Source organism: Acididesulfobacillus acetoxydans, from assembly GCF_902729405.1.
GTDB lineage: Bacteria > Bacillota > Desulfitobacteriia > Desulfitobacteriales > Desulfitobacteriaceae > Acididesulfobacillus > Acididesulfobacillus acetoxydans.
In genome coordinates this window covers 4,274,503-4,298,228 of sequence record NZ_LR746496.1, presented here as the reverse complement: position 1 = coordinate 4,298,228, position 23,726 = coordinate 4,274,503, and the positions used below count along the sequence as shown (strand labels likewise).

At 48.5% G+C, this 23,726-nt stretch carries 15 protein-coding genes, 3 pseudogenes and 1 riboswitch; of the genes and pseudogenes, 15 read left to right on the top strand and 3 right to left on the bottom strand.

Going from position 1 to position 23,726, the window contains the following annotated elements:
* Positions 1 to 107 precede the first annotated feature (107 nt).
* Positions 108 to 296: riboswitch (cobalamin riboswitch) on the top strand.
* Between the two features lie 299 nt (positions 297 to 595).
* The 6 genes from MNU25_RS19060 (at position 596) to MNU25_RS19035 (ending at position 9,961) form a co-directional block, all read left to right on the top strand.
* Positions 596 to 4,996 carry a X2-like carbohydrate binding domain-containing protein gene (locus tag MNU25_RS19060; protein WP_240986517.1) on the top strand — a complete coding sequence of 1,467 codons (4,401 nt, stop codon included), beginning with the start codon at positions 596 to 598 and terminating at the stop codon, positions 4,994 to 4,996.
* A gap of 45 nt (positions 4,997 to 5,041) precedes the next feature.
* Positions 5,042 to 5,860, top strand: coding sequence for a DUF4430 domain-containing protein (locus MNU25_RS19055; RefSeq protein ID WP_240986516.1), 819 nt, complete (start codon positions 5,042 to 5,044; stop codon positions 5,858 to 5,860).
* Positions 5,861 to 5,873: 13 nt separating this feature from the next.
* Positions 5,874 to 6,752: an energy-coupling factor transporter transmembrane component T gene (locus tag MNU25_RS19050; protein ID WP_240986515.1), complete on the top strand. Its 879-nt coding sequence runs from the start codon at positions 5,874 to 5,876 to the stop codon at positions 6,750 to 6,752.
* Positions 6,734 to 8,449 carry an ABC transporter ATP-binding protein gene (locus tag MNU25_RS19045; protein ID WP_240986514.1) on the top strand — a complete coding sequence of 572 codons (1,716 nt, stop codon included), beginning with the start codon at positions 6,734 to 6,736 and terminating at the stop codon, positions 8,447 to 8,449. Before MNU25_RS19050 ends, MNU25_RS19045 begins: the two co-directional genes overlap by 19 nt.
* Positions 8,425 to 9,249: an ECF transporter S component gene (locus MNU25_RS19040; RefSeq protein WP_240986513.1), complete on the top strand. Its 825-nt coding sequence runs from the start codon at positions 8,425 to 8,427 to the stop codon at positions 9,247 to 9,249. Before MNU25_RS19045 ends, MNU25_RS19040 begins: the two co-directional genes overlap by 25 nt.
* A gap of 73 nt (positions 9,250 to 9,322) precedes the next feature.
* The gene (locus MNU25_RS19035) at positions 9,323 to 9,961 is read left to right on the top strand and encodes a DUF364 domain-containing protein (protein WP_240986512.1); all 639 of its coding nucleotides are present in this window, start codon (positions 9,323 to 9,325) and stop codon (positions 9,959 to 9,961) included.
* A 173-nt stretch (positions 9,962 to 10,134) separates the two neighbouring features.
* On the opposite strand, the gene MNU25_RS19030 is transcribed toward MNU25_RS19035, so the two are convergent.
* Positions 10,135 to 11,202 carry a DUF3231 family protein gene (locus MNU25_RS19030; protein ID WP_240986511.1) on the bottom strand — a complete coding sequence of 356 codons (1,068 nt, stop codon included), beginning with the start codon at positions 11,200 to 11,202 and terminating at the stop codon, positions 10,135 to 10,137.
* Between the two features lie 867 nt (positions 11,203 to 12,069).
* On the opposite strand from MNU25_RS19030, the gene MNU25_RS19025 reads away from it, so the two are divergent.
* Positions 12,070 to 12,972, top strand: a complete 903-nt coding sequence (locus MNU25_RS19025; RefSeq protein ID WP_240986510.1) for an AAA-type ATPase lid domain-containing protein — start codon at positions 12,070 to 12,072, stop codon at positions 12,970 to 12,972.
* A 440-nt stretch (positions 12,973 to 13,412) separates the two neighbouring features.
* Here MNU25_RS19025 and MNU25_RS19020 read toward each other — a convergent pair whose 3' ends face one another.
* Positions 13,413 to 13,700, bottom strand: coding sequence for a transposase (locus MNU25_RS19020; RefSeq protein ID WP_240986509.1), 288 nt, complete (start codon positions 13,698 to 13,700; stop codon positions 13,413 to 13,415).
* Between the two features lie 178 nt (positions 13,701 to 13,878).
* Between MNU25_RS19020 and MNU25_RS19015 the strand changes: the two genes are divergently transcribed.
* The 4 genes and pseudogenes from MNU25_RS19015 (at position 13,879) to MNU25_RS20800 (ending at position 17,930) form a co-directional block, all read left to right on the top strand.
* On the top strand, positions 13,879 to 15,600 hold the full coding sequence (locus tag MNU25_RS19015) for a nitrilase-related carbon-nitrogen hydrolase (RefSeq protein ID WP_240986508.1): 1,722 nt from the start codon (positions 13,879 to 13,881) through the stop codon (positions 15,598 to 15,600).
* Between the two features lie 69 nt (positions 15,601 to 15,669).
* On the top strand, positions 15,670 to 17,016 hold the full coding sequence (locus MNU25_RS19010) for an MmgE/PrpD family protein (RefSeq protein WP_240986507.1): 1,347 nt from the start codon (positions 15,670 to 15,672) through the stop codon (positions 17,014 to 17,016).
* 326 nt (positions 17,017 to 17,342) lie between these two features.
* Positions 17,343 to 17,741 (top strand): annotated as a pseudogene (locus MNU25_RS20805) (AAA-type ATPase lid domain-containing protein); the annotation flags it as partial.
* Positions 17,742 to 17,786: 45 nt separating this feature from the next.
* On the top strand, positions 17,787 to 17,930 hold the full coding sequence (locus tag MNU25_RS20800; protein ID WP_261486689.1) for a helix-turn-helix domain-containing protein: 144 nt from the start codon (positions 17,787 to 17,789) through the stop codon (positions 17,928 to 17,930).
* 497 nt (positions 17,931 to 18,427) lie between these two features.
* On the opposite strand, the gene MNU25_RS19000 is transcribed toward MNU25_RS20800, so the two are convergent.
* Positions 18,428 to 18,598: an IS3 family transposase gene (locus tag MNU25_RS19000; protein WP_240986505.1), complete on the bottom strand. Its 171-nt coding sequence runs from the start codon at positions 18,596 to 18,598 to the stop codon at positions 18,428 to 18,430.
* Between the two features lie 392 nt (positions 18,599 to 18,990).
* Here MNU25_RS19000 and MNU25_RS18995 point away from each other — a divergent pair.
* The 4 genes and pseudogenes from MNU25_RS18995 to MNU25_RS18980 all read left to right on the top strand — a co-directional run.
* Positions 18,991 to 19,737: pseudogene (locus tag MNU25_RS18995) on the top strand (reverse transcriptase domain-containing protein); the annotation flags it as partial.
* 638 nt (positions 19,738 to 20,375) lie between these two features.
* Positions 20,376 to 20,844 (top strand): annotated as a pseudogene (gene tnpA, locus MNU25_RS18990) (IS200/IS605 family transposase).
* A 607-nt stretch (positions 20,845 to 21,451) separates the two neighbouring features.
* Positions 21,452 to 22,144, top strand: coding sequence for a FadR/GntR family transcriptional regulator (locus tag MNU25_RS18985; protein WP_240986504.1), 693 nt, complete (start codon positions 21,452 to 21,454; stop codon positions 22,142 to 22,144).
* Between the two features lie 251 nt (positions 22,145 to 22,395).
* Positions 22,396 to 23,715: an ABC transporter substrate-binding protein gene (locus MNU25_RS18980; RefSeq protein WP_240986503.1), complete on the top strand. Its 1,320-nt coding sequence runs from the start codon at positions 22,396 to 22,398 to the stop codon at positions 23,713 to 23,715.
* The last annotated feature ends 11 nt before the right edge of the window (positions 23,716 to 23,726 follow it).

Sequence of the window (23,726 nt, the reverse complement as noted above, 5' to 3'; positions counted from 1 at the left end):
AAGCTCTGACAATGTTTCGATCATGTGACAAACACTTCGGGAACACAGGAACACAAGGTGAGGATTGACAAGCCCTGTGCCACTGTGTTAACCTAAAAGTACGAAAACTCAATAGATGCGGCGCGAGTATACTTTCTCAAGGGGAAAGTATTGAAAAAGGGAAGTCAGTTAAAATCTGACGCGGTCCCGCCACTGTGATAGTGAGCGGCCTTACATAGTGTCACTGGGTAAAACCGGGAAGACGTAAGGCAGCGATGAACTTAAGCCAGGAGACCTGCTCGCTCCGGAACAGCACAGATACCTACGAAGATAGGGAGGTGTTGCTTTTGTCGGGTGACCAACGATCCGGCTAGGCGAGCAAGGCAAAACCCTTTACAGGCATTCTGTAGAGGGTTTTTTGAGTGCTCCACGCATGATGATTAACTACAAATCGGCGTAAATATTTCGGGGAAATGGAGCTGAGAGTGCGGTTCACGCTCCTGCCTACGGTCTTCGGGTTGACAAAGACACTGGGATAAGTCATAGCCTTTTGAAAAATGAAAACAGCTCAGGGGGATATTTGCTATTTTTTAGTAAGGAGAAAGGGACGAATACAATGAGAAAAAGCTTCCGAAATCTATATTCATGGCTTTTGATAGCTGTTATGGCGCTGTCCATGCTGGTTGTGCAGACTCCTTTTGCGAAACCAGTTTATGCGGCACCAAATCAGAACAGCACTATTACGCCGGTGACGGCTGCTTTTGACAAGAATCCCGCTAACCAAGCCGATATATCCGTAGTAATGGCTGTTTACGGAAGCGAGACCTTAACCAATATAGCCAATGGCGGGATTTTATTGACGGCAGGAAGCGACTATTCGATAGCGGCTAATGGGAGTACCGTAACCATCAGCAAAAGCTACCTGGCCCAACAGCCGATAGGGACAACCACTCTGACTTTCAACTTCAGTGCCGGGAATCCTCAAACTTTACAGATAGTTGTGTCCGACACGGCGCCGGCTTATTTAAAGAGTTTAACGAAAGTACTAAATTATTATAAAAGCCAAAATTATAGTAATGCTACATCTTGGTGGGATATGGTAGGACTCTGGGGTGCCGGAGATAGCACTAAAACGAATTGGGACAGCAGTAAAGCCAGCCTTTATGGAAATATCTTGGGAAGTTTGGCCAAGGGAGTGAATCCGAGCAACTTCTTAGCGGAACTGAAGGCCAAACAGGATAGCAGTACAGGCGCGTTTCCAGGTTCCTATGGCCCAAGTTCAGACGACCAAAGCTGGGCGATGGTAGCTCTGGATGCGGGAAAAACACCGTATGACCAAGAGAAAGCGGTTGCCAATTTGTTGACCTATCAAAATCTCGATGGAGGCTTTTTCTATTCAAAAGATTACAATACCAGTGATCCGGATGATACAGGAATGGCCCTGTTAGCTCTGGCCAACCATCAGACGACAGCCGGTGTAACCGTTGCTATCCAGAAAGCGGAAGCTTACCTTAAGAAGATACAACAGGCTACGGGAGGATTTGCCTCTTGGGGAAGCGACAATCCCAATAGTGATGCTACGGTCATTTCAGGTTTGGTAGCTGTCGGCGCCGATCCTTTATCAGCTGGCTGGCAAAAGAACGGGAAAACAATGCTGGATGACCTGCTTAGTTTTCAGTTAAGCGACGGGTCGTTTTATTCTCCATACAATCCTGGAAAAACTGACGCTATGGCCACCTATCAATCCTTGATTGCCCTTGGTGATCTATGCGCCAAAAAATCGGTTTGGCAGCGGTTACAAGAAAGCAATCCCCAGGAGAACAACAGCACTATTGCGCCGGTGACGGCTGCTTTTGACAAGAATCCCGCTAACCAAGCCGATATATCCGTAACAATGGCTGTTTACGGAAGTGAGAGTTTAACCAATATAGCCAATGGCACGACTTTATTGACGGAAGGAAGCGACTATTCGATAGCGGCTAATGGGAGTACTGTAACCATCAGCAAAAGCTACCTGGCCCAACAGCCGATAGGGACAACCACTCTGACTTTCAATTTCAGCGCCGGGAATCCTCAAACTTTACAGATAGCTGTGTCCGACACGACGCCGGCCGCTGGTGGAGGTTCTTCACTGCCCCCTATCCAAAACAATATCACTTTATCGGTTACCGGAAAGAACGGCCAAGTTTTACTCTCGCCGACAACTGTTCCCTTGGAAAGTGGGGATACAGCTTATTCCGTTCTGGTCAGGAAGCTCGGCCAGGCGCAGGTGACTGTTAGCGGCTCAGGATCTTCCATTTATGTCAGCGGAATTAGTGGCCTAAAGGCAGGGACTGACGGCCCCTTAAGTGGTTGGATGTTTTCCGTAAACGGAGTTTATGGAAGCGTAAGTGCAGCGGCAGCTGCTTTGAAAAACGGCGATGTTGTAGCTTGGCGCTATACAACTAATTTGGGCCAAGACCTAGGGGTACCGGGGTACAATAATCCAGGAACGGGCACCGGCAGTGCAACGATAACCCCTGGTACCGGAGGTGGAACCACAACCCCCGTTACCAGCAGCGGCTCAAATCCATCACAGCCAGCAAAGACGAATCCGGTTGGCTCAACCGAATCAAACAGCCAAAGGAATCAGGCAGCTTTGGCGGTCTTAAATAATGTCACGGCCCAGCAGCAGGCCGGGGCTAGCCTGCCGGAAAACACTCCCGCAGTAAATCCGGCGGCTGCCGGGCAGGTGGTCCTGCGGGCAGTGGACGGAGTTCAGCTGAGAGTGCCGCCGGGAGCATTAAATAATCAGAGCGCTCCGGTTAAATTCACTGTCGAGATAGGCAAGGTGACGACCCCACCTCAGGCTGATACAGGCGCCATAGTACTGGATCCTCTTAAATACCAGCGCCAGTTTGGCATTGAAAACTCGACCGGCGCGGTTCCGGAACATTCCGTTCAGTTTAAAGCTCCCGTTATCATTAGTTTCCCAGTCGTTTCAGGCGATCTTCCCAATGGGATCACGACCCAACAACTGGCCATCTATTGGTGGGATACGGCCAAAAACGATTGGGTCAAGTTAGGCGGTGTTTTTGATCCGATCACCAAGACCATATCCGTGCCTACTTATCACCTTTCTACGTATGCCGTAATGGCAGATAGTTCTAGTTTACCTAGGCGTCTGGCGGGCACTGATCGGTTCCTAACAGCCGATGCGGTTGCGGCACAGGGCTGGAAAGCCGGGGCAGACAATGTGGTTCTGGTTAATGCCTATGCCTTTCCCGATGCCCTGGCTGCCGTTCCCCTGGCTTTTAAACTCAACGCCCCTATCCTCTTAACAGAGGCAGATACTATTAATCCGTCAACCTTGGCAGAAATACAAAAACTCAAGCCCAAAAAGATTACCTTAATCGGAGGTACAGCCGTCATTTCCCAAGCTATCCAAGCTGAGATGGAAAAAACCTATGGAACGGATAACGTGTTGCGCTACGGCGGGCCGGACCGATATAGCACGGCTGGACTGATAGCTGGCGCCCTCGGTACCACAGGTCAGGCCATACTTGCCAACGGTGACGATTATGCGGACGCTCTGGCGGTATCCAGTTATGCGGCCTACAAAGGAATCCCGATTCTTTTTACGAAAAGAACGGTTCTCCCTGATCCTACCGTTCAGGCCCTGGCTGCGCAAAAAGTTAATTCTACCCTTGTGGTAGGAGGGAGTTCCGTCGTGCCGGCAGAAATCACTCAACGTTTGCCGGGAGTGGTACGTTACGGCGGCAGTGACCGCTATGCGACTGCCGCGGCTATAGCCCAAGGGCTGAAGCTTGATACGGATCAGGTTTATGTGGTAACAGGTCTGGATTTTGCCGATGCCTTAACCGCCGGGAATTTGGCTGCGCATTCCTTCTCTCCGGTTATTATGGTTGATAATACCGTCCCGGAAGCTACTTCGGGTTTCCTAACGGCCCACAAAGGAGCAATCTCGGATCTGGTCATTGTGGGAGGAGAAGGAGTTATCAGCACGGATCAAGAGAACAAGATACGGGCTCTGGTTCCCGACTTAGCCCAGCCCCAGGAAGGGGTTATATCACGCCAAGAGGTGGATGAAACCATCAATGGTTTAGTAGCCTGGGAAAAGGCCGATATCCAAAGGGCTTTTACACAAGCGGCTCCTGGTGAAATCATTAATCCAACAGTCTACAATTGGCCCACCGTCGGACTGGGGCGACTGAACCGCTACGAAGGCTTGCCCTCTTATCTGGCGGAAAACGAGAAGTACATTGCCCAAGATTGGAACTCCGTTACACAGAAAGTGACCGACTTGGCCAGAATAAGCTTGGCTGTAGGGGCAGCCGGAGGGGATCCTCGCAATTTTGCTGGCAAGGACTTGATTGCCGAGATAGCCAATTATCCCAATGTGGAAGCCCAGGGCATCAATGGACCGATTTTTGCCCTGATTGCTCTGGACAGCGGTGATTATAATTTGCCTTCGAACGCTCCATGGACGCCGGATAAACTGTTAAAGATTATTCTGGATAAGCAGTTGCCCGATGGCGGCTTTTCCCTGGACGGAACCGGTGCAAGCGATCCGGATATTACGGCGATGGCCCTTCAGGCTTTAGCCCCTTTCAATACAAACAGCCATCCGGAGGTGCAGGTTGCCGTTAAGAAGGCGGTCGCTTGTTTAGCGGCCTTGCAGGACTCGAAGGGAGGATTCAAATCTGGGGGCATCGAGAACAGTGAAAGCATAAGTCAAGTAATTATCGCTTTGTCTTCGCTAGGAATGGATATTGACACCAATCCCATGTTCATTAAAAATAATAATAGCTTATTAAGTGCTCTACTCCAGTTTAGAGCTGCAGATGGCGGTTTTAAACATCTCTTAACTGGAAATTCGGATAGTACTGCTTCCGAACAAGCGCTGCTTGCCTTGGCTGCTTATGAAAGATTAAAGGACGGAATGAGTTCCTTATATGATTTTCGTTCCGGGAAAACCCAAACTGTTCCGACATCTTCGGTTAATGTCGGAGATTGAAACCGCGATTCTGTAAGGGCAAACGTATCTACGGGGGGATCAATCTTGAAAAAAAAAGGAGTACTTTTACTGCTCTTTGGTATTCTGACGATGTTGCTTGTTACGGGTTGCGGAACGGCCAACAAGAGTACCGGTTTGTCTAACAGTAGTGCTGCATCCGGTGAGATAGTCGACAGGGGAGCGGCAATCGCCGATTCCGGGACTTCACAGGTGAGCAAGGCGTCTGGAGGGCAGGCCGGAGCACCAAGTGCTTCAAATGCTGCCAAGAGTCCTGAGAAGAAGACATCGGAGCAGACAGTCGCTGCCAATTCTGCTTCTGCTCCTTCAACTAATTCTCAGTCATCATCAGTCACCTCCGGTGCGGGCCAGGCACCCGCTTCATCCCAAGCATCAGGCATGATCGCTGCCGGCGTCAGTCGGCAGCCTGGTGTTGCCCAGCCGTCTGGTCCCGTCAAGCCAACGGTTACTATTTCCATCAGCTGTCAGACAGCGGTAAACAAAGGATTGGCCAGTCAGGAAAAATTCCAGGGAGTTGTACCGGTTAATGGCGTCATTTTACCTCCAACCACGGTGGAAATAACCGATGGGGAAACCGTTATTGACGTTCTGAAACAAGTGACACGCGCACACAAAATTCCCATGGAATATGAAGGTTTTCAAGGCACTACTTATGTTCAAGGGATCAATAGCCTTTATGAATTTGACGCGGGACCATTGAGCGGTTGGCTGTATTTTGTCAATAAACAGCCTTCCAACTCCAGTTGTGGGATCTATAAATTAAAAAGCGGGGACGTTATCGACTGGCTATATACCTGTGATTTGGGAAAAGATTTGGGTCAGAATTCGTTTCCGGTTAAAAAGTGAGAAAGGATAAAGCGTGGTAAGAGCATTTTCGGCCATTCATCCTGCTGTTAGTTTTACATTTTTTGCCTTTATAATTATTTTCACGATTTTATTTCAGCACCCTGTTTTTGTTGGAATTTCCTTAAGCGGTGCTTTGTTTCTTTCTTGGCTTTTGTCTGGCGGTCAAGGAGTAAAATCCGGTGTAAAATTGTACTTTCCCATGTTTTTGCTGATTGCCCTTGCCAATCCTCTGTTTAATCACCGGGGAAAAACCGTGCTGTTTTACTTGCGCGATAATCCTGTTACCTTGGAGGCCGTTACCTACGGCTTGTGTATGGCCGCTTCTCTTGTTGCGGTGGCGCTTTGGTTTTCTTGCTATAGTAAAGTTATGACTTCGGATAAGTTTTTGTATTTGTTTGCCGGATTTGCTCCGACAGTGGCTTTGCTGATTACGATGACTCTCCGGATGATCCCTAACCTAAAAGTTCAGTTGAAAGCGGTTGCATCTGCCCAACAAGCTATCGGCCTGGATGCCCGTACAGGAAATCTAGTTCAGCGTTTGCGAAAAAGTATGCGCATTACTTCAATTCTGCTGAGCTGGGCTATGGAAGATGGGATGGAAACGGCCGATTCCATGAAAGCCAGGGGTTATGGAGTGAAAAACAGAACCACCTTTTCTTTGTTCAAATTTGATGCACGGGATGGGGTGATCCTGGCCGTGGTGTTAGGCTTGGCCGGAATATGCCTGACAGGGTATTTCTTGGGTTATGGTGTAATGCGTTTTTATCCTGTGCTGGCCCCGCTGAAAATTTCCGGGCTGGCACTGTGTTTGTATACGGCATTTGGAGCATATGCCTTTTTGCCGGTGTTAATTGAATTTAGGGAGAATCTAAAATGGCATTTCTGCAAATAGAAAACTTGAACTTTACCTATCCCAATGCCTCCGGCAGAGCCTTGGCTAATATTTCGCTGGTAGTTGAAGAGGGAGAAATGGTCGTGATCTGCGGGGTATCCGGATGCGGCAAAACCACACTATTACGCCATCTGAAGCGGGAGTTAGCTCCGCACGGTCAGAAGAGCGGGGCAATTTATTATGCTGGCAAGTTATTGGAAGAATTGCCTTTGTTAACTGCCGCTTCGGAAATTGGCTTCGTCAGGCAAAACCCAGATACTCAGATTGTGACGGATATGGTTTGGCATGAAATGGCTTTCGGGTTGGAAAATCTAGGTTTAAGTACTCCGGAAATCCGGCGTAAAGTGGCGGAAATGGCCAGCTTTTTTGGCATTGACGGCTGGTTTAGAAAGCCGGTGTCTGAGCTGTCGGGGGGGCAGAAGCAGTTGCTGAATTTGGCGGCGGTAATGGCGATGCAACCCAGGATGTTACTGTTGGATGAGCCTACAGCCCAGCTTGACCCTATCGCTGCCCAGGGATTCTTGGATATCATCCGTAAGATCAACCGGGATGTGGGAGTAACGGTGCTTTTGAGCGAACACAGGCTGGAGGAGGTCTTCCCCATGGCTGATCAGGTGGTGGTGATGGATGAGGGCCGGATTCTCGAAGCCGGTGAACCTGGAAAAATTGTTGAACTACTGGAAAGTGAGAACAGACAGGTTATATATATAGGACTGCCTTCCCCTGTCCGAATTTACAGCGCAATTAGAAAGGGAAGCTGCCCGTTAACAGTACGGGAAGGGCGTACCTGGTTAAATGAACTCCTGCCGTTCAGTAAAAGGAACCCGGCCAGGGAACTGAAAAAGGGATTAGACCGTAAATCAGACTTCGGACCTCGGAGCCCGAACTTCAATCTTCGGCTTAAACCGGCGGTGGAAGTCAAGCAGGTTTGGTTCAGGTATGAAAGAGAGGGTGGTGATATATTAAGAGGACTGTCGCTTCAAGCCTTTCCGGGTGAGGTCTTGGGCGTTCTGGGTGGCAACGGTGCCGGCAAGTCGACCTTGTTAAGAGTCATAGCGGGGCTGTTAAAACCATACCGGGGGCAGGTTCTTATTAACGGCAGGAAAATAAGAGAATTTAAGGCAGGTGAGTTATACCACCATAATCTTGTTCTCTTACCGCAAGATCCCCAAGCTTTGTTTGTTCATGACACGGTTAGGGAGGAGCTGGAAGAAACGGCTCACTTGTTGAATCCGGATCAGGATACTTTCCGCGGGGAACTCGCCGGTATAGCGGTAGAACTGGGTGTGGAAGATCTCTTGCTCCATCATCCGTATGACCTAAGCGGCGGAGAGCAGCAAAAAGTCGCTTTAGCCAAGCTGCTGCTCCTAAAACCGCGAGTGATCTTGCTGGATGAGCCAACCAAAGGACTTGATGCCCATTCCAAAGAAATATTGGCGCAAATTTTCCAGAATCTCTGTCGAAAGGGAGTAGCAGTGATTCTGGTGTCCCATGATCTGGAATTTGCCGCGGAACATGCCGACACCTGCACCATGATTTTTGACGGGGATAATGTCTCAACAGGCCCTGCCAGTGAATTTTTTGCCGGTAATAGTTTTTATACGACTGCTGCCAACCGTATGGCCAGAGGGATGTTTCCGAAAGCTGTAACGTGTAAGGATGTGATTGAGCTATGTCAGATGAATCTGAGCCGCTAACTCCGAGGGCAAGTACGAATATTGATGTAAGCGCCGGTTTAAAGAGCATAGACACGAACATTAAGAAAAACCCGCATACGCAAGAGAGTATGATTAACACAAGCCGGAAAACTGAGACAAATACACGCCTCAAGCTGGTTAGAAAAGGCTTGGTTGTTCTGATACCGGTATTATTGATCATAAGTGCTCTGGTGGGGAATGGCAATTACGGGCTATTAAGTGTTTTGCTTATCATTGTGACTACGGTGCCTTTTTTTCTAAGATTTGAACGACGCAAGCCCCAGGCCAGAGAGTTGGTGATAATCGCTGTCATGGCGACACTGGCTGCTTTAGGACGGGTAGTGTTTGCGCCTGTCCCGGATTTTAAACCGACTTCGGCGATTGTGATTATTGCTGCCGTAGCCTTTGGCCCTGAAGCCGGATTTTTGACAGGGGCGGTGGCAGCGGTAGCTTCTAATTTGTTTTTGGGCCAAGGACCGTGGACTCCCTGGCAAATGTTCTGTTGGGGAATGATTGGCTTTGGGGCGGGAATGTTGAGCAAGGGAGGGTCAAAAAGCGTCTTAGTTTTATCAATCTATGGTTTTTTGACCGGCTTTGCCTTTGGTTGGGTTATGAATATCTGGTTTATTGTTGCCTTTGTCCAGCCGATAACCTGGGCAGCTGTTGCAGCCGCCTATATCTCTAGCTTCTGGCTTGATTTTACGAATGCCTTATCAACTGTACTTTTTATTTTATTACTTGCTAAGCCGTGGCTTAAAAAGCTGAACCGGATCAAAGTAAAATATGGTTTGCTGGAGTGAAGAGAAGAGTGCAAAGGAACCAGTGAACTCGTTCAGCTAAAGCTGAACATCGAGTCTTCGGTGGGGGACACGGATGATGCCTTTATCGGGACAACTTAAAGGGAAAAAGGTCCTTGACTTTATTGAAGAAATGTTCATGGGGAAAGTCTTAAAAAAGGCTTTAGGAATTGCTGTGCTCAACGCGTTGTCTGCCACCTGCTGGCAGTTGCGGCCACCACTCGACTACGTAATTAAAAATGGAGTCGATGCGTTCGAGACGCTGACCCTTCCTGAAGAAGGGTATACTGTAATCGTGGGTGCTTTGACTCCAATTATAAAGAGGGTCAAAAAAGGCAAGAATAAATTTTGTATCTTGGAGATGGACCCGGTCACCCTCAAAGCTGATGAATTGCCGTTCTATAAAGCGACGGACCGGGCTCCGGAAGTATTACCTACAGCTGACCTCGTTGTCATCACGGGTACCACGCTAATCAATGATACGCTGGAGGATTTACTAAAGCTGACCAAGCCGGAGGCCGACATTGTGGTGGTGGGACCGACAGCGAGTATGCTTCCAGAGGCATTCTTTCAGCGGGGGGTAAACCTTCTGGGTGGGACGGTCGTAACCCGTCCCGATGGGCTTTTGGATATTCTTGCTGAGGCGGGCTCCGGTTATCACTTCTACGGAGAATTTGGCGAAAGAGTTGTGATTCAGAAACGCAAGGGTAGCTAGACACCCTACTTTGCAACAAGCGCTATCGATTCAGGGTTACTGCCGCTGCATAATGTCCGAAGCCTAAGAAGACTATTGGAGCTAGTAAATAGGGAACAGGGTTAGAGGCTGGTTGAGAGGGAGGGCGAGGCAGATCCGGGTGGGCCATAGTCTCGATGCAGAGACGGCAGCTATTATTGCGTGCTCAGCTCTTTGCGATTCGCGGCTTCGGGAACCCTTTCCAGCCAGCCTTGCTTAATCATCAGGTTGACGCCGTCTTTAGCCAAGTCGCCCAGTTCGGCGATAAAACGGCCGAAGGTCAAGATAATGTCACTCCGGGTGCTGTTCGACAAAGCAAGTCCTCCGGCCGCGATAGCATTAGCCGTCATCGTCGTAAAGTGGAACAGGATTAATTTGTCACTGAAAGGAGACTCAAGGGACTCTGTGACGAGGTGGTCGTAGTTTGGCAGGGTGGACAGGTCGGCATCTTCCAAGAGTTGAGAGAGGATGTCGATCTGTTTATCATTTATGAGGCGGCCGCGAGACAAATAATCTTTAATCAATTTAGATTTTGTGGTCTGTTCGAAGCCGGTCGTTAAGGTATTTCTCAAAGATCTGGAGATAATATTGACGAAAAGATGGTCTATTTCCAGGGCATTGAGGGGTCTTTTATCCCCGATTAAACCCTTATAAAAACCCTGTACGTCATGAGTATATTCGACCCGGTCGGGGATGGGTACATAGGCGGCTCTCGGAAGGAGTCCTTTGGCCAGGAGTACGGCATGGCCCTTTTTGCTGATCGCCGTCGAATCATTTAAACAGCCCTCGAAGAACTGTCTCACGTCGGGACGGGATGAACTGGTATAGGCGAGGCCAAAACCCAGGATAGCGTACTTGGCCATTAGAGTGGTATAAAGGAGCATAAACGTCTCGGAATAAAGCGGTTTGGCCGACACGTCAAAATCCTCGTCTCTAAAGCCATGGGGGATGGGGAAATAAGCCGCCTCAAAGATAGCGGTTATCGTTTGAACGTGACGGGCCGAGGCATCCAACGCGAACTGTAAGACCGCATGGATATCGGGGTCTTTCGATGTGGCCGCAAAGTAGGGCAGCATGCAGGCTCCCATACTTTCTGCCAAATACATGGTCCACAGTTGACCGATTTCCGCCGCTGTGAGCTGAATATTTTCCGGGTTGTGTTGAATGGCGTGGTAGGGCGCCTTCGCCGCCGTGCCGTTGATCCCTTGTTCGAGATTGTTCACCGTTCTCACTCTCCGTTATTGTACTGGTTCCTCGTGTTAGCTTTCCCCCTTTCGTTTGAGATATTCCAGTAGTTTGCTGACACCCGCTCATAACGGAGACAAGGAAAAGGAATCACAGGAAGAGATCATTGAATTTCTGTTCAAAAAGTGTTACTGCCGCCGCACAGTGTCCGTGGATTGATGGCGTAAATTGTCCGTAATTTAACGGATGGACTGACCGGGATTCCTGGATGCGTTCGTCCGTCTGTCGTTTACATGGCATATTCGGTAAAAAAGAGCCGGGAGCTTGCTGCTGACCGGTTTATGTTGCCCTTGTTAGATGCAGGCGGTGGACGACGGAAAAGCTCTCCACAAAGCGTTTCTTTCAACCGGGTTGGGTCCGCCTGTCAGACGAGTAAACACACATCTTCCACAGCATAGAGCGAGGGCAACCTACTTGACATTTTTAACATTTAGAAATATGCCAGGATTATCGGATGGGTGATGTATCCATCATCTCAGGTACCCTTTCGAGTGTGTGTCGGGAACCATTTCCGACCTCGATAACCCTATGGATATTAAAGAGCGTCAGTAACAGTATCACATGGCTTGTCGTCTGCATGGCCTTCTACAGCAACATCCATTTTCGTTTTGTGTCAATTCTGCCAGCACTTGTCGGGTTGACATATTGTGCTTGGGGGGTGCGTACTCATATCGCGATAGGTAACCCGTTGTAACGGGTTTTTAATGTTGTATGTCCCGATGTTCAGCATAGCCGAACGGGTTCACTGTAACACGCAAATTCTTCTTTGAGTTTCCACTGTTATAGTATACAATAGAATTGGTTACAGGTGTTAGGAGCAGAATGATCGGGGGAGGATGGAAAGGATGGATACATGTGTAGTTTCACATTTGATTCAACCTGTGATTGTTGGAAGCAGCAAGGATATCCGCCAGGCCGTAAAGATGTGTTGCAAGGCAGCCCGTGAAAACAGCCCGGTTCTGTTTCAAGGAGAGATTGGGGTTGGCAAACTTCTCATGGCGACGTATCTTCATCACGAGAGTTCTCGTCTGGGGAAACCATTTTTGCAGGTGGACTGTGATTTTGACGAAGGAATTAGAGATATTTTGAGTCTGGAAAATGTAGAAACAAAGTTAAGGTTCTTGAAGGGCGGTACTCTGTATTTCCGGGAGATAGCGAGCTTAACGATGGACGAACAAGCCCGGCTGCACCGGTTTTGTCTGGCGGCTGAAGCGGAAGGGGTTCGTGTTCTACTGGGTTCTTCGCAGAATATCCATCTACTCATGTATGAGAAAACAATCGACGCAGAACTCTATCGTTACGCCACAGAATGGGAAATTTACATTTCGCCGCTCCGTCAACGCCGGGACGATATCATGGCTTTAACTGCGCATTATATTCGAGAATTCAACCAACGATTGCGTAAGTCGGTACAAGGTTTGACTCCTCAAGCGGAAGAGGTGTTTATGTCTTACCGCTGGCCGGGTAATGTGGAAGAGCTGCGGCAATCTCTGATGCGGGCGATGATTTTAACGGCAGAATCTTTCATTGGGCGCAGGCATCTCGCCGAGTCGATCGGTCAGGGGGTGGATCAATTTTTGCAAAATCCTGATGTCATGCCCTTGAATCGCATGGAGGAACTACTCTTGCGCCGTGCGCTCAGTCGCTATGGGACAACCTTGGAGGGCAAAAGACGGGCAGCCAGGGCTTTAAATATTTCTTTGGCTACACTGTACAACAAAGTTAAGCGTTATAACGTCAATAATTAGTATAACTTCCGTGGATGGACATGAGAAGAGAGCTCTACTGTAAATTTCCGCACCATCCTGTGATACGCCTCCACTGCATTTGTCGTATAAATCAAATGCCAGATCTGCTGCGGATAGCTGAAAAACCTGGTGAGTTCCTGCCCAATTCGCATCCCAGGATCGCGGAATGGACGGATATTTCCTGTCCCATTTTTCCCTGAATTCTTCCTTTGCATACTCCGCATCGTCTAAATTTACCGCACCCTAAGTTTTCTTCAGGTCAGCGCAGATTTGCTTTCTGCCTTTGCATTGCACGAATTTTGTGGAATTATGGATTATCTGATGGACGATGCAAAGTTGCTGCTTCGTCTTCGGAAAAACCGCATTTATGCTTCTGCAAGCCCTTTCAGGTTGTCATGGCAGGCGATAGGCGATAAAGATGTCCTGTACGCGGCGTTTTGTCAGGTCGGAGCAGAGAGGAGCGTAAAAGCTTGCGCTTTCGTTTTCGCTAATCCACATGCCAAGGATGCCCTTCGGCCGTTCATGTCAATGCCCAGCACCGAATAGACGCATTTGTTGATGATCTGGCTGTTCATGCGGCTTTTGAAGACGATCCCGTTAAAGTAGATGACCGGGTAAACCGACTCCAGCAGCCGCTTCTGCCACTCGTTTACTTCAGGGAGAATCTTATCCGTAACATTGGAAAGCACACAAGATGTATGGGACGGTTCATATTGCCTTTGGGACAAATAGTTCTTTTTTAGACAACCCCATAGGGCTTTTCCCTAGGCTGGTACTGTCCACAACCTATCTACTGGTCTCGTCGGTTTGAGGCGAAGCTTCGCTAGAATTTGGACAGGACTGTAGGAAGTGGTACAAGAATTGCAAAGAAAATGAGCGACTGAATTGTTTGCGGAGGTGTAGATCATGAACCAAGCATTTTTGGCAGCAGCTTTGCAGTTTAATCCAATCTGGCATGAATTTGATAAAAATGTAGAGCGACTCTACGCTATGGCCGAACAGGCTGCTCAGGCTGGGGCCAAGCTGATCGTAACGCCGGAGATGGCCTTGACGGGGTATCACTTTCAGGATCGGGCAGAAGTTAGCCAATATACCGTTGTTGTGCCGGGAGCACTGACAGACCTATTTGGACGGTTAGCCCGGCAGTATGGTTGTTATCTGGTGCTTGGGTTACCTGAAGTGGACCGGAACACCGGCCTCTATTACAACTCGGCCGTCTTGGTGGGACCTCAAGGCTACATCGGAAAGTACCGTAAAACCCACCTGTGGGAAAATGAAATGCATTGGGCGGTTTGGGGGAACTTGGGTATCCCGATGTTTGCTACCAAGATTGGTCGCTTGGCAATGATAATTTGTATGGATGCTTATTTCTTTGAAACTTTTCGCCTGGCAGCCCTCCAAGATGCGGACATCGTGGCCTTCTTAACGAATTCTTCGGGCGGGGCGTTGGCCAATTTGCAAACCCGTGCCGCGGAAAACGGCTTGTATGTAGTAAGTGCTAACCGCTCCGATCAGGAGTTTGAGCACGCCATGAAAGGTGCCAGTGCTATATGGGATCCCAGCGGGCGGTTGCTGACCGAGGGGAGCACCAAAGGAGAGGAAATTGTTCGGGCACTGATTGATCCGGGAGCGTTTCGCCACCGGCGCCGGCAATTGTTGGATAGGCGCCGCCCGGAATTGTACCGTGACTTGGCTCTGCACATTGCACCGTGGAACCAGCGGAAAAATGACATTTCTCACGACCTGGTCGCGGCGGTTTGCCAGTATGAGCCGGTTTTAGACAGTCCCCAGGTCAGCATGGAGACCGTGACCAGACTCATGGCACAGGCTGAGCAACAGGTCCAAAGCGTCAAGCGAAAGCTTGACCTGATTGTCTTGCCCGAATTGAGTTTCTGTGGGCCGCCGGCGCTTGTAGATAGGGAACTGGCCGACCATTTGGCTGAACCGGTTGAGGATGAAGCGTCGTGGGGAAAAAATATGGTTTTTGCCTCAGAGTTGGCTGAGTCTTATCAGGCTAACGTTGTGTTTGGCTTGGTTGAGGTGCAAGACGACCGCTTTTATAATACAGCGGTATTTTTGGGCCGGGATGGAAAGGTGCTGGCGAAATACCGGAAAACACATCTGAGCCTGGCGGATTCTGCCTGGGCCACAGCGGGTCAAGACTTCCAGGTGGTGGAAGTGGACGGTTTGGGCAAGGTGGGATTGGCCATTGGTTGCGATTCTGAGTTTCCGGAGGTTGCCACTATTTTGGCCGTCAAACGGGCTGATTTGGTGGTGATGCCATCGGCTTGGGCAGGCGAGCAACCTAGCCTGATAGGGGTTAGTCCGGAAGTTCATCCTTATTCCGGGAGAGGCATGATTTACTGGGATAGCCGCGCACGGGACAATTGCTTCTATCTGGCAGTGGCCAACTATGTCGGAGGATCACCAGGTTACCAGGGGCTGAGCGGCATCTACGGTATTGACCCTATTTATGGTCTAGATCAGCATATGTTGTTGACCTCTGGCGAGGAAGGTGTCTTGGTGACGAAAGTACAGACACGCCCCGAACATTGGTACAACCAAGACAATTTTATGGCCTGTCGGCGTGCGGATCAAACATATTATCCTTTGCTTTTGCCCGGATGATTTGGCCCTAATGAACCAAAGCAAATGTTCAAAAGTAAAGGAATCGATTATTATGAGGGGGAAATCTCTATGGCAACAGGCGAAGAACAAGTCATACGCTTTATTCGCAAACTCCAGTGGGAAGATGTGCCGCCAACGGTGCAGGAACAGGTGAAACATTGTGCTTTGGATGTTCTGGGTGCGATCATCGCCGGGAGCAGTACTAAGGTCGGCCAAATCATTGCGGACCATGTTGAATCATTTTGGCCGGGTGACGGAGCAAGTATTATTTTACGGGGTAAAAAGGCAAGTGTTCCCGGAGCGACCCTGGCTAATTCGTTTATGGCCAATGCTCTCGATATCGACGACGGCTATCGTTTAATTAAAGGACACCCCGGTGCAACGGTTTTGCCGGCGATTTTAGCAACTGCGGAGCAACGTCATATTAGCGGCAAGGAGTTTCTCACGGCTTTGTTGATTGGGTATGAGATGGCGATTCGCGGGGGAATAGCGTGGCATGCTTATCATGCGGAATACCACGGATCAGGATCATGGGGCTCACTGGGCGCGGCTGCTGGGGCTGCCCGGGCTATGGGATTGACGGCGGAGCAAACAATTCAAGCCTTGGGAACAGCCGAATATCATGCCCCCATTTCGGAGATGATGCGTTGCATAGATGTTCCCGCCATGACCAAGGATGGAATCGGGTGGGGGAGCATGGTCGGGGTCGTTTCGGCTCTCTTGGCAGAACAAGGATTTACGGGTATTGGCAGTATCTTTGGCATGGAGCCGTTTCGCGAGTTGGTTGGCAGTTTAGGCAACGAATTCAAGATAATGGGTCTCTACTTTAAACCCTATTCTTGTTGCCGATGGGCACAACCAGCTGTGTGGGCGGCTTTGCAGTTGCGCAGTCAGTATGGTTTTGTGGCTCAAGAAGTTAGGTGCGTTAAGATATCCACCTTTAAGTCCGCAACCCGTTTAGCTCGCAACTTGCCGGAGACTACCGAAGAGGCTCAATATAGTATCACCTATCCTGTGTCCGCAGCTTTGGTGGCCGGAGAGGTAGGTCCTGGTCAAGTATTGGAAGAAAACCTGGCCAATCCGGAAATCAATCGGATTGTCAGCTTGGTTGAGGTAGCTTTTGATGAGCGCTTTGAAAAAGAATTTCCGGCCCAGTGCATGTGTGAGCTGGAAATCAAGCTCTCCAATGGCCAAGTGTATAATTCTGGGCCAGTGGCGGCATTGGGCGATCCGGACCATCCTTTGGGAAATGCGGGTCTGGAAAATAAATTCCGTTGGCTGGCAGGTTATGTCTTGGACAGGGAAAGTGTAGAAGCTATTGTAGCAGGCGTGTTGGGCCTGGAAAAGGCAAAAGATGTTGCCACTCTGCTGAGCGTCCTGGGCTATATCAAAAATGAGAAAACATCGCATCAATGAGATTAGGTATTGATTGAGATTAGGTATTGATTGAAACCAAGTGTGATGAATACGGGTAATTAGACTGGGGATGTCATCCTTGTCCGTCTCAATAGTGAGAAAAACAGTTTGTAATAAAACTCTGGCAAAAAGAACTTCCTCTAGTCGGGATGTCGGAAAATTGGGAACCATGGGATATTACAATGTTCCCGAAACGTTCCGATTTGACTTGGAACAACTCTTGCAATAATGTATGATCATATAGTTCTCATTAAGAAAGCGAGGCGAGCGCCAAAACAGTGCTGGATTGATCGGGTAATTCGAGTCAGGAACGAAAAGTCCTTCAGGAAAGACGTCTGGAGAGAGTCGGAGGAGTGCGCAGTATTGACTTGGATGTACGAATTATTGCAGCAACTAACAAAGATCTTAGTAAGGTTGTGGCAGATGGCGAATTTCGGGAGGATTTATACTACCGATTACAAGTTATTCCGCTCCGGTTGCCGTCTTTGCGCGAACGTAAAGAGGATATCCCGGTTCTGCTGGAGCATTTCTTGGTCCGATTCAACCGCTTGTTGGGCAAGCGGTTTAGGGGCTTCTCCCCTGAAGCTTTGGAGCTGTTGAACGGTTATCCTTGGCCGGGCAACATCAGGGAATTGCAGAACTCAGTCGAATACGCATGTAACATGGAAACAGAAGAGATTGTCTCAACGGCCAGTCTGCCACCCAGAATCAGGCAGTCCCAATATCAGACTGACAACAGTATTTCTGTGGGAGTGCGTTTGCGTCAGAAAATGAAGGAAGTAGAGCATCAAGTATTGGCGGAAGCCCTGGAATATTTCGGGACATCGTCGCAGGACAAAGAAAAGGTAGCTAAAGTACTCGGTGTCAGCCGGGCAACCATGTACCGGAAACTGAAAGAGCACAATCTTGTTTAGAGGTACTTGGCTTGGTGCTAAAGAAGACTGCCTTGCTCCGAAAGGGCAAGTCGCCCTTATCCCGTGGGGGCAGAAGCCTAAGTTGCCTTATCTCACTTATACTTTCCGTTCAGGCTTAGAAAATCAAACAGTCCTTGGAGATGGGGAAAACTTATTACCAGGATCACGCTAGAATAGAAGCGAGAAACGCCTGTGGATTTGTGCAGGGTACTTTTTTGTATCACTTGTCATCGGGGCAACACCCTAGTTTTAGAGCCCTACTCCCTTATTCTCGTGATTTCATAGTTTTATGATTTTGTCCAAGAAAGCTTAGCATAAGCTCACTTGACACCGCTTGGCCGAGTTTACAACTTCCGGCCTCTCAATGTAAAGGGTCCGCTTTGCCGGGCTTACGCCCGCCCTTGACATTGAAGGCCTCCAGCCGTTGTGGGCAATCAAGCGGCTGTCAAGGGTTTATCCGCAGATGGAAGCTGCCCTCTGCTGCAACATTGGCACCCTTAAACTTTCACCACAAAGCGTTTGATTTCTCCTTTGCTGAGCTTCTCTTGGAATTCTTCAGGCGACAGGTCGTAAAGGCTATCGTGATAACGGCGTTTGTTATAGAAGTCAAGATAGTTAACGATAACCTCATACGCTTCGGCGTAACTGCCAAATTCATGGTGCGCCACGCATGACGATTAACTTGACGGTGAAAGTCCGTTATGGGGGTATGTAGCGACCAACCATTAGCTCAAGGCAAGGGTGTCCATTGCGAGATGGAATCTGAAGGAAGCCGGCGGCAAAGTTCCGCCCGAGGAACACGAACAATATTAGGCGCGAAATGTGGGGTAAGACTGCCATACAAGTTGAAGCCCAAAAGCTACACGGACACGTCAGCGTAAATGTTGCGGGGACATGGAATGAAAGTGAATCGTCTTACCGTGGGAGGCCTCACGGACGGGTGGAAACGGAGTAAGAAGCCCGGTTGAAACAAGATTTGTCGTGAGGAGTCAGCAGAAGCCATAGTACAGAGGTGTCCCGGACACCGACGGAAGGGCGGAACCAAAGGAGGTGTGGGTCAATGAAAGTTACCGAAGGTGGTAATTTAAAACACAGACAACTTTGCTTTAAAGACTATCTGCAAAGGTCATCTGCGGAACAGAGAGAGTATGCAGAAGTGTGCGTGCCACCCAGGATGACCAAAACCGACAACACCAACACAGACGAGCAGACAGAGAAACTGCTAGAGGAAATTCTCAGCGCCGAGAACCTTAATCGAGCCTACTACAGAGTGAAGGGGAACAAAGGCGCGGGTGGAATCGACGGTATGCAGGTGGACGAACTTCTACCCTACCTGAAAGGACACAAGGATGAACTTTTGCAAGCCCTCTGGGACGGGAAATACCGTCCGAAACCCGTACGGAGGGTAGAAATACCCAAAGAGAACGGGAAAATGAGAAAGCTGGGAATCCCTACCGTCGTGGACAGACTGATCCAACAGGCCATAACCCAGGTCCTTTCGCCAATCTTCGAAAGGCAATTCTCAGACAACAGCTATGGGTTCCGACCTCAACGAAGCGCTCACGACGCGCTAAGAGCAGGTCAAAGGCATATCACAGAAGGCTTTGTCTACGTCGTGGACATGGACTTGGAGAAATACTTTGACACGGTCAACCAAAGCAAACTCATCCAAATCCTCTCAGACACCATCAAAGATGGACGAGTCATATCCCTAATCCATAAATTCCTCAGAGCAGGGATTATGGTGGACGGACTATTTGAAGAAAGTCCGGAAGGCGTACCCCAAGGGGGGCCCCTTAGTCCCTTACGATGATGCACTTTGCAAAGCTTGGAATAAGGTAATAGCTTCCGGTGTAGCCCTGAAAGATCTGCAAATGCAAGTAGATTCGATAGGCGCCATAGTCCGGGTTGTCTGCACGAATCTGACGGATTTTAGCCAAAAGCTCATCATATTTGTAGGGTCGGGATGCTCTGTTCAACCATTTGTAATACCCAGCTGCACTCACCTGTAAAGCCTTACACAGGTTTTTTATACTATAACCTAGGTTGTCTTTGGTTTTCAGTCTCCCGATAAATTGAAACAGGTTTCGCGCAGCTACTTCTTTTGGCTCTCGGCGAAAAAACCTAAGGCCCTTTTGAAAATGTCATTGGCGACCTCAAGATCTTTGATCTTCTTCTCCATCGCCCGTATTTCAGCGGTTTTAGGGTCTAGCCGCTTGTGTCCGCTTCCCACAAAAGCGATAGTTCCATGCTGATTGATTTTACTTCTCCAAGTGTACAGTGTGGTCTGGGGTATCCCTAACTCTCTGAGGCGGCCTTGGGGCCTACTTCATGGGCCAATTTGACAGCCTCTTCTTTAAATTCTTTGTTATACACTCGCATCTAGAATTCCTTCTTTCCTTTTTATATTCTTTCCAGTTTTACGAGTTTCCTGACTCAACTAAAATGATACCACTCCAGTGGGATTGCACGTACCACATAGTATTCATTCCAAAATACCGACGAAAAACGATGTACGGGGAACTGAGGACCGATGTCCGAGAGATCATCAAAAAACTATGCGAGTACAAAGATGTGGCGATTGTAGAAGGAAGTGTAAGTGTTGATCATGTGCATCTGTGTGTAAAAATCCCGCCTAAGCTCAGTGTCTCAGAGTTTTTGGGGTACTTAAAGGAAAAAAGCGCACTGATGATATTTGATCGGCACCCGGAGTGTAAGCAAAAAGGCAATCGACATTTTTAGGCGAAAGGGTACTATGTGAATACAGTGGGCAAGAACGAGGAAGAGATCAAGAAGTACATCAAGAATCAGGTTGAAGCGGATCGAATCGAAGACAACGTAAAATAGCAACCGTAAAAACCCCTTTAGGGGTTGCCAGCACTATAGGCTTGCGGAACCACGCCTTCAGGCGTAGTAGGTTGTCATAGATTTCTGCTCAACGAGCGCGTAATAGAACCCAATTAGAACTTCCTGACTCCTGAATGCACGTTAAGCGTGAAACCGCAGAAGATGCAAACGGGCGAGCGCTGCAAGTGCTTAGCGAACCTTTCAGGCAAAGGACCCGTCCGCGCACGCAGAAGGTGCAGCGTTAAAACGTCCCTCAGACGTCAGTCCCGTTAGTCCACATGCGGACTAACGCCGAAGGCGGTGCAGACTGACGCCAAATGCGCCCGACAGGGCAACAGCAATTTGGATTCCACTGCTTAATACCCTGAGGTTAGGCGCGTTGGCGGAGCCTTCGAGTACGCAGCTCCGGCCTGGTGCAAGGTGAGCGTGCACTGCAGAGCCGTCCGCCGGCCCAAGAGCGCCGGAAAGTGCTAGAATAGACGCGAGACTTTGACGTGTCCTCGTCCTGCTCACTGTTTGTAGTTGACTTCATCAGCCTACCTCTGAATAGTTACTGTTCTTGAAATAAAATTAACTATTGCAATTGGCTAAGTATTGTATTATCATGTCAAATAAGATAAGACGTCGGACGTCCGATGTAAGATGTATGCTTGGGGCGTAGGGGGTATAGGGTTTTGCAATCGAAGACTGATCGAAATCTTCTCTCAAATGAAGTGGCAGGTAATATCAGGGAACTTATTATTAAACGCGAGCTGAAGCCAAACGAAAAGTTACCAAACGAGATGGAATTGTCGGCTCAGATGGGAGTGAGTAGAACAACTATCCGGGAGGCAATTAAAATACTCGTTTCCAACAATATTGTTGAAGTATCAAGAGGAAAAGGAACTTTTGTGACCAATCAACCAGGGCTAGTAAAAGATCCGCTCGGGGTGAATTTCATGGATCATGATAATCTTCTTGAATTTCTGTTTGAAACGAGAATGCTTATCGAACCTGGAGTGGTTGCTTTAGCGGCAGAAAGGGCTACCAAGCAAGACTTGATCAAAATCAAAGAGTCTATTGAGCGAATGAGTGATGATCTTAAGAAAAAGAAAGCCTACAGCAACGAGGACTTACTTTTTCACGTTTCAATTGCCTTAGCTTCGAGGAATCCGATTATTCAGCGCATTGTCCCAATAATCAACGAATCAATTGCTCATGGCTACGAGGAAACTGTCAATATTCCTGAAAGTTCCTGCAAAGCGATCGTAGCTCATCAACATATTTATCAGGCCATAGAATCCCGAGATCCCGATCAGGCTAAAACGGAGATGTTAACACACCTTCACGAAGCTTTGGAAGATATAAAATCTAAGAAGAAAAAATAGAAGATGGGTGCGTTAGAGAATCCAGAGGCTTGGGGGTTATCCAAACCTGTATCCTTGTAATCCTGGCTAAGAGGGTATCGGTCGGATACTATTTTGCGTGAAAAGTCTGAGAGGGGGGACGTATTCAAAAGATTTTGTACCAGGTGCTCAGAATATTTGGAATTGGGGGTAAAAACTAGAATCACTAAACCAGGAACGTTTAGATTGCTGTAACACATGGTTAATGATGACTAGACTTAGGAGGTAAGAGCATGATTCAGCGACTAGTTAATAGCTTTCGGCGTAAGTCAAGAGTAACAAGAATCATGGTGATGCTCGCGGTGACGGCAGTCCTTCTTGGCAGCGTTGTAGGATGTGGCCAAACTGCGCAACAGGCAGCCAATAGTAGTCAAAAAAGTAGTGGCGGCAGTGTGCAAACTATTACCTATTGGTATTGGCTGGATGATCCTTCTCATAACACAACTCAGGAGTTAATCGATAAATTTAACAGCGAACATCCGAATATTCATGTAGTCGGCAAGATGATCCCCTTTAATAATTATCAACAAACTCTAATTAACGCAGTTTCTTCGGGTGACGCTCCTGATGCCGCACGCTTTAAGGACTGGTGGGTAGGTCAGTTCGAAGCAAATAATCTTCTCGAACCTCTTGATTCCTATATTAGACATTGGAAATATCAACCGGACATGATTCCGGCTATGTGGGACACCGGGAAAATTAACGAGAATTCAGCAGTTTATATGATGCCACAAGCCTATATCGATTTTTATCTATATTACCGCAAAGATTTATTTGCGAAGGCTAATCTGCAACCTCCGACAACTTTCGCTGAATTCGAAAAAGATGCTCAAGTACTTACCAATGCTCAGAATAAACAGTATGGGTTTGCTATGCGTGGTGGCTCAGGCGGTCAGGATCAATGGTACGCGTTTATGCTGGCCGGGGGAGCACAGATGGTCGATGCTAATGGCAATGTAGTCATTAACAGCGATAAGGCCGTGCAAGTCAATCAGTGGTACATTGATCTGTTTAAGAACGATCATGTTGCTCCTCCGAGCGCGGTAACAGATTCTTACGCGCAGTTGCTCGCAGGTTTTGAGAATGGTACGTATGCGATGATGGCTCATCATATTGGAAGTTACGCAATTCTGTCCAAACAATTAGGGGACAAGTTGGGCGTCATTCCGATTCCACAGGCCGATCCGAGTCATCCGGCGACCATGGGCACGATGTCCGGTAATGTTATCTTTAGTTCCAGTAAAGTTAAGCAAGCAGCCTGGACTTTCGAATCATGGTTAGCTAGCCCAGAAGCTTTGAATATTCTTGATCGCTCAACCAATGCGCAACTTCCTGTTTTAAACTCGGTGGCAGAAGAGCCATATTTCCAAGATAACCCGGGTTGGAAAGTGGCAATTCAAGAAGAGAGCTATGCTAAGGTATGGCCGCCGCTCAAGGGAGTGGGTGACGTCGCAGGGCATGTTTGGCAGCAAACCTTTGACCGAGCTCTCTTGGGTCAGATGTCCAGCAAACAAATGCTCGATCAAATTGCCACTACTCTTAAGGAAAAATAACGTTTAAGATG

Coding starts and splice junctions, on each gene's coding strand:
- MNU25_RS19035 (WP_240986512.1), top strand. CDS start 9,323: ATGATGCCTTTATCGGGACAACTTAAAGGGAAAAAGGTCCTTGACTTT.
- MNU25_RS19025 (WP_240986510.1), top strand. CDS start 12,070: ATGGATACATGTGTAGTTTCACATTTGATTCAACCTGTGATTGTTGGA.
- MNU25_RS20800 (WP_261486689.1), top strand. CDS start 17,787: ATGAAGGAAGTAGAGCATCAAGTATTGGCGGAAGCCCTGGAATATTTC.
- MNU25_RS19060 (WP_240986517.1), top strand. CDS start 596: ATGAGAAAAAGCTTCCGAAATCTATATTCATGGCTTTTGATAGCTGTT.
- MNU25_RS19040 (WP_240986513.1), top strand. CDS start 8,425: ATGTCAGATGAATCTGAGCCGCTAACTCCGAGGGCAAGTACGAATATT.
- MNU25_RS19015 (WP_240986508.1), top strand. CDS start 13,879: ATGAACCAAGCATTTTTGGCAGCAGCTTTGCAGTTTAATCCAATCTGG.
- MNU25_RS18980 (WP_240986503.1), top strand. CDS start 22,396: ATGATTCAGCGACTAGTTAATAGCTTTCGGCGTAAGTCAAGAGTAACA.
- MNU25_RS19045 (WP_240986514.1), top strand. CDS start 6,734: ATGGCATTTCTGCAAATAGAAAACTTGAACTTTACCTATCCCAATGCC.
- MNU25_RS19010 (WP_240986507.1), top strand. CDS start 15,670: ATGGCAACAGGCGAAGAACAAGTCATACGCTTTATTCGCAAACTCCAG.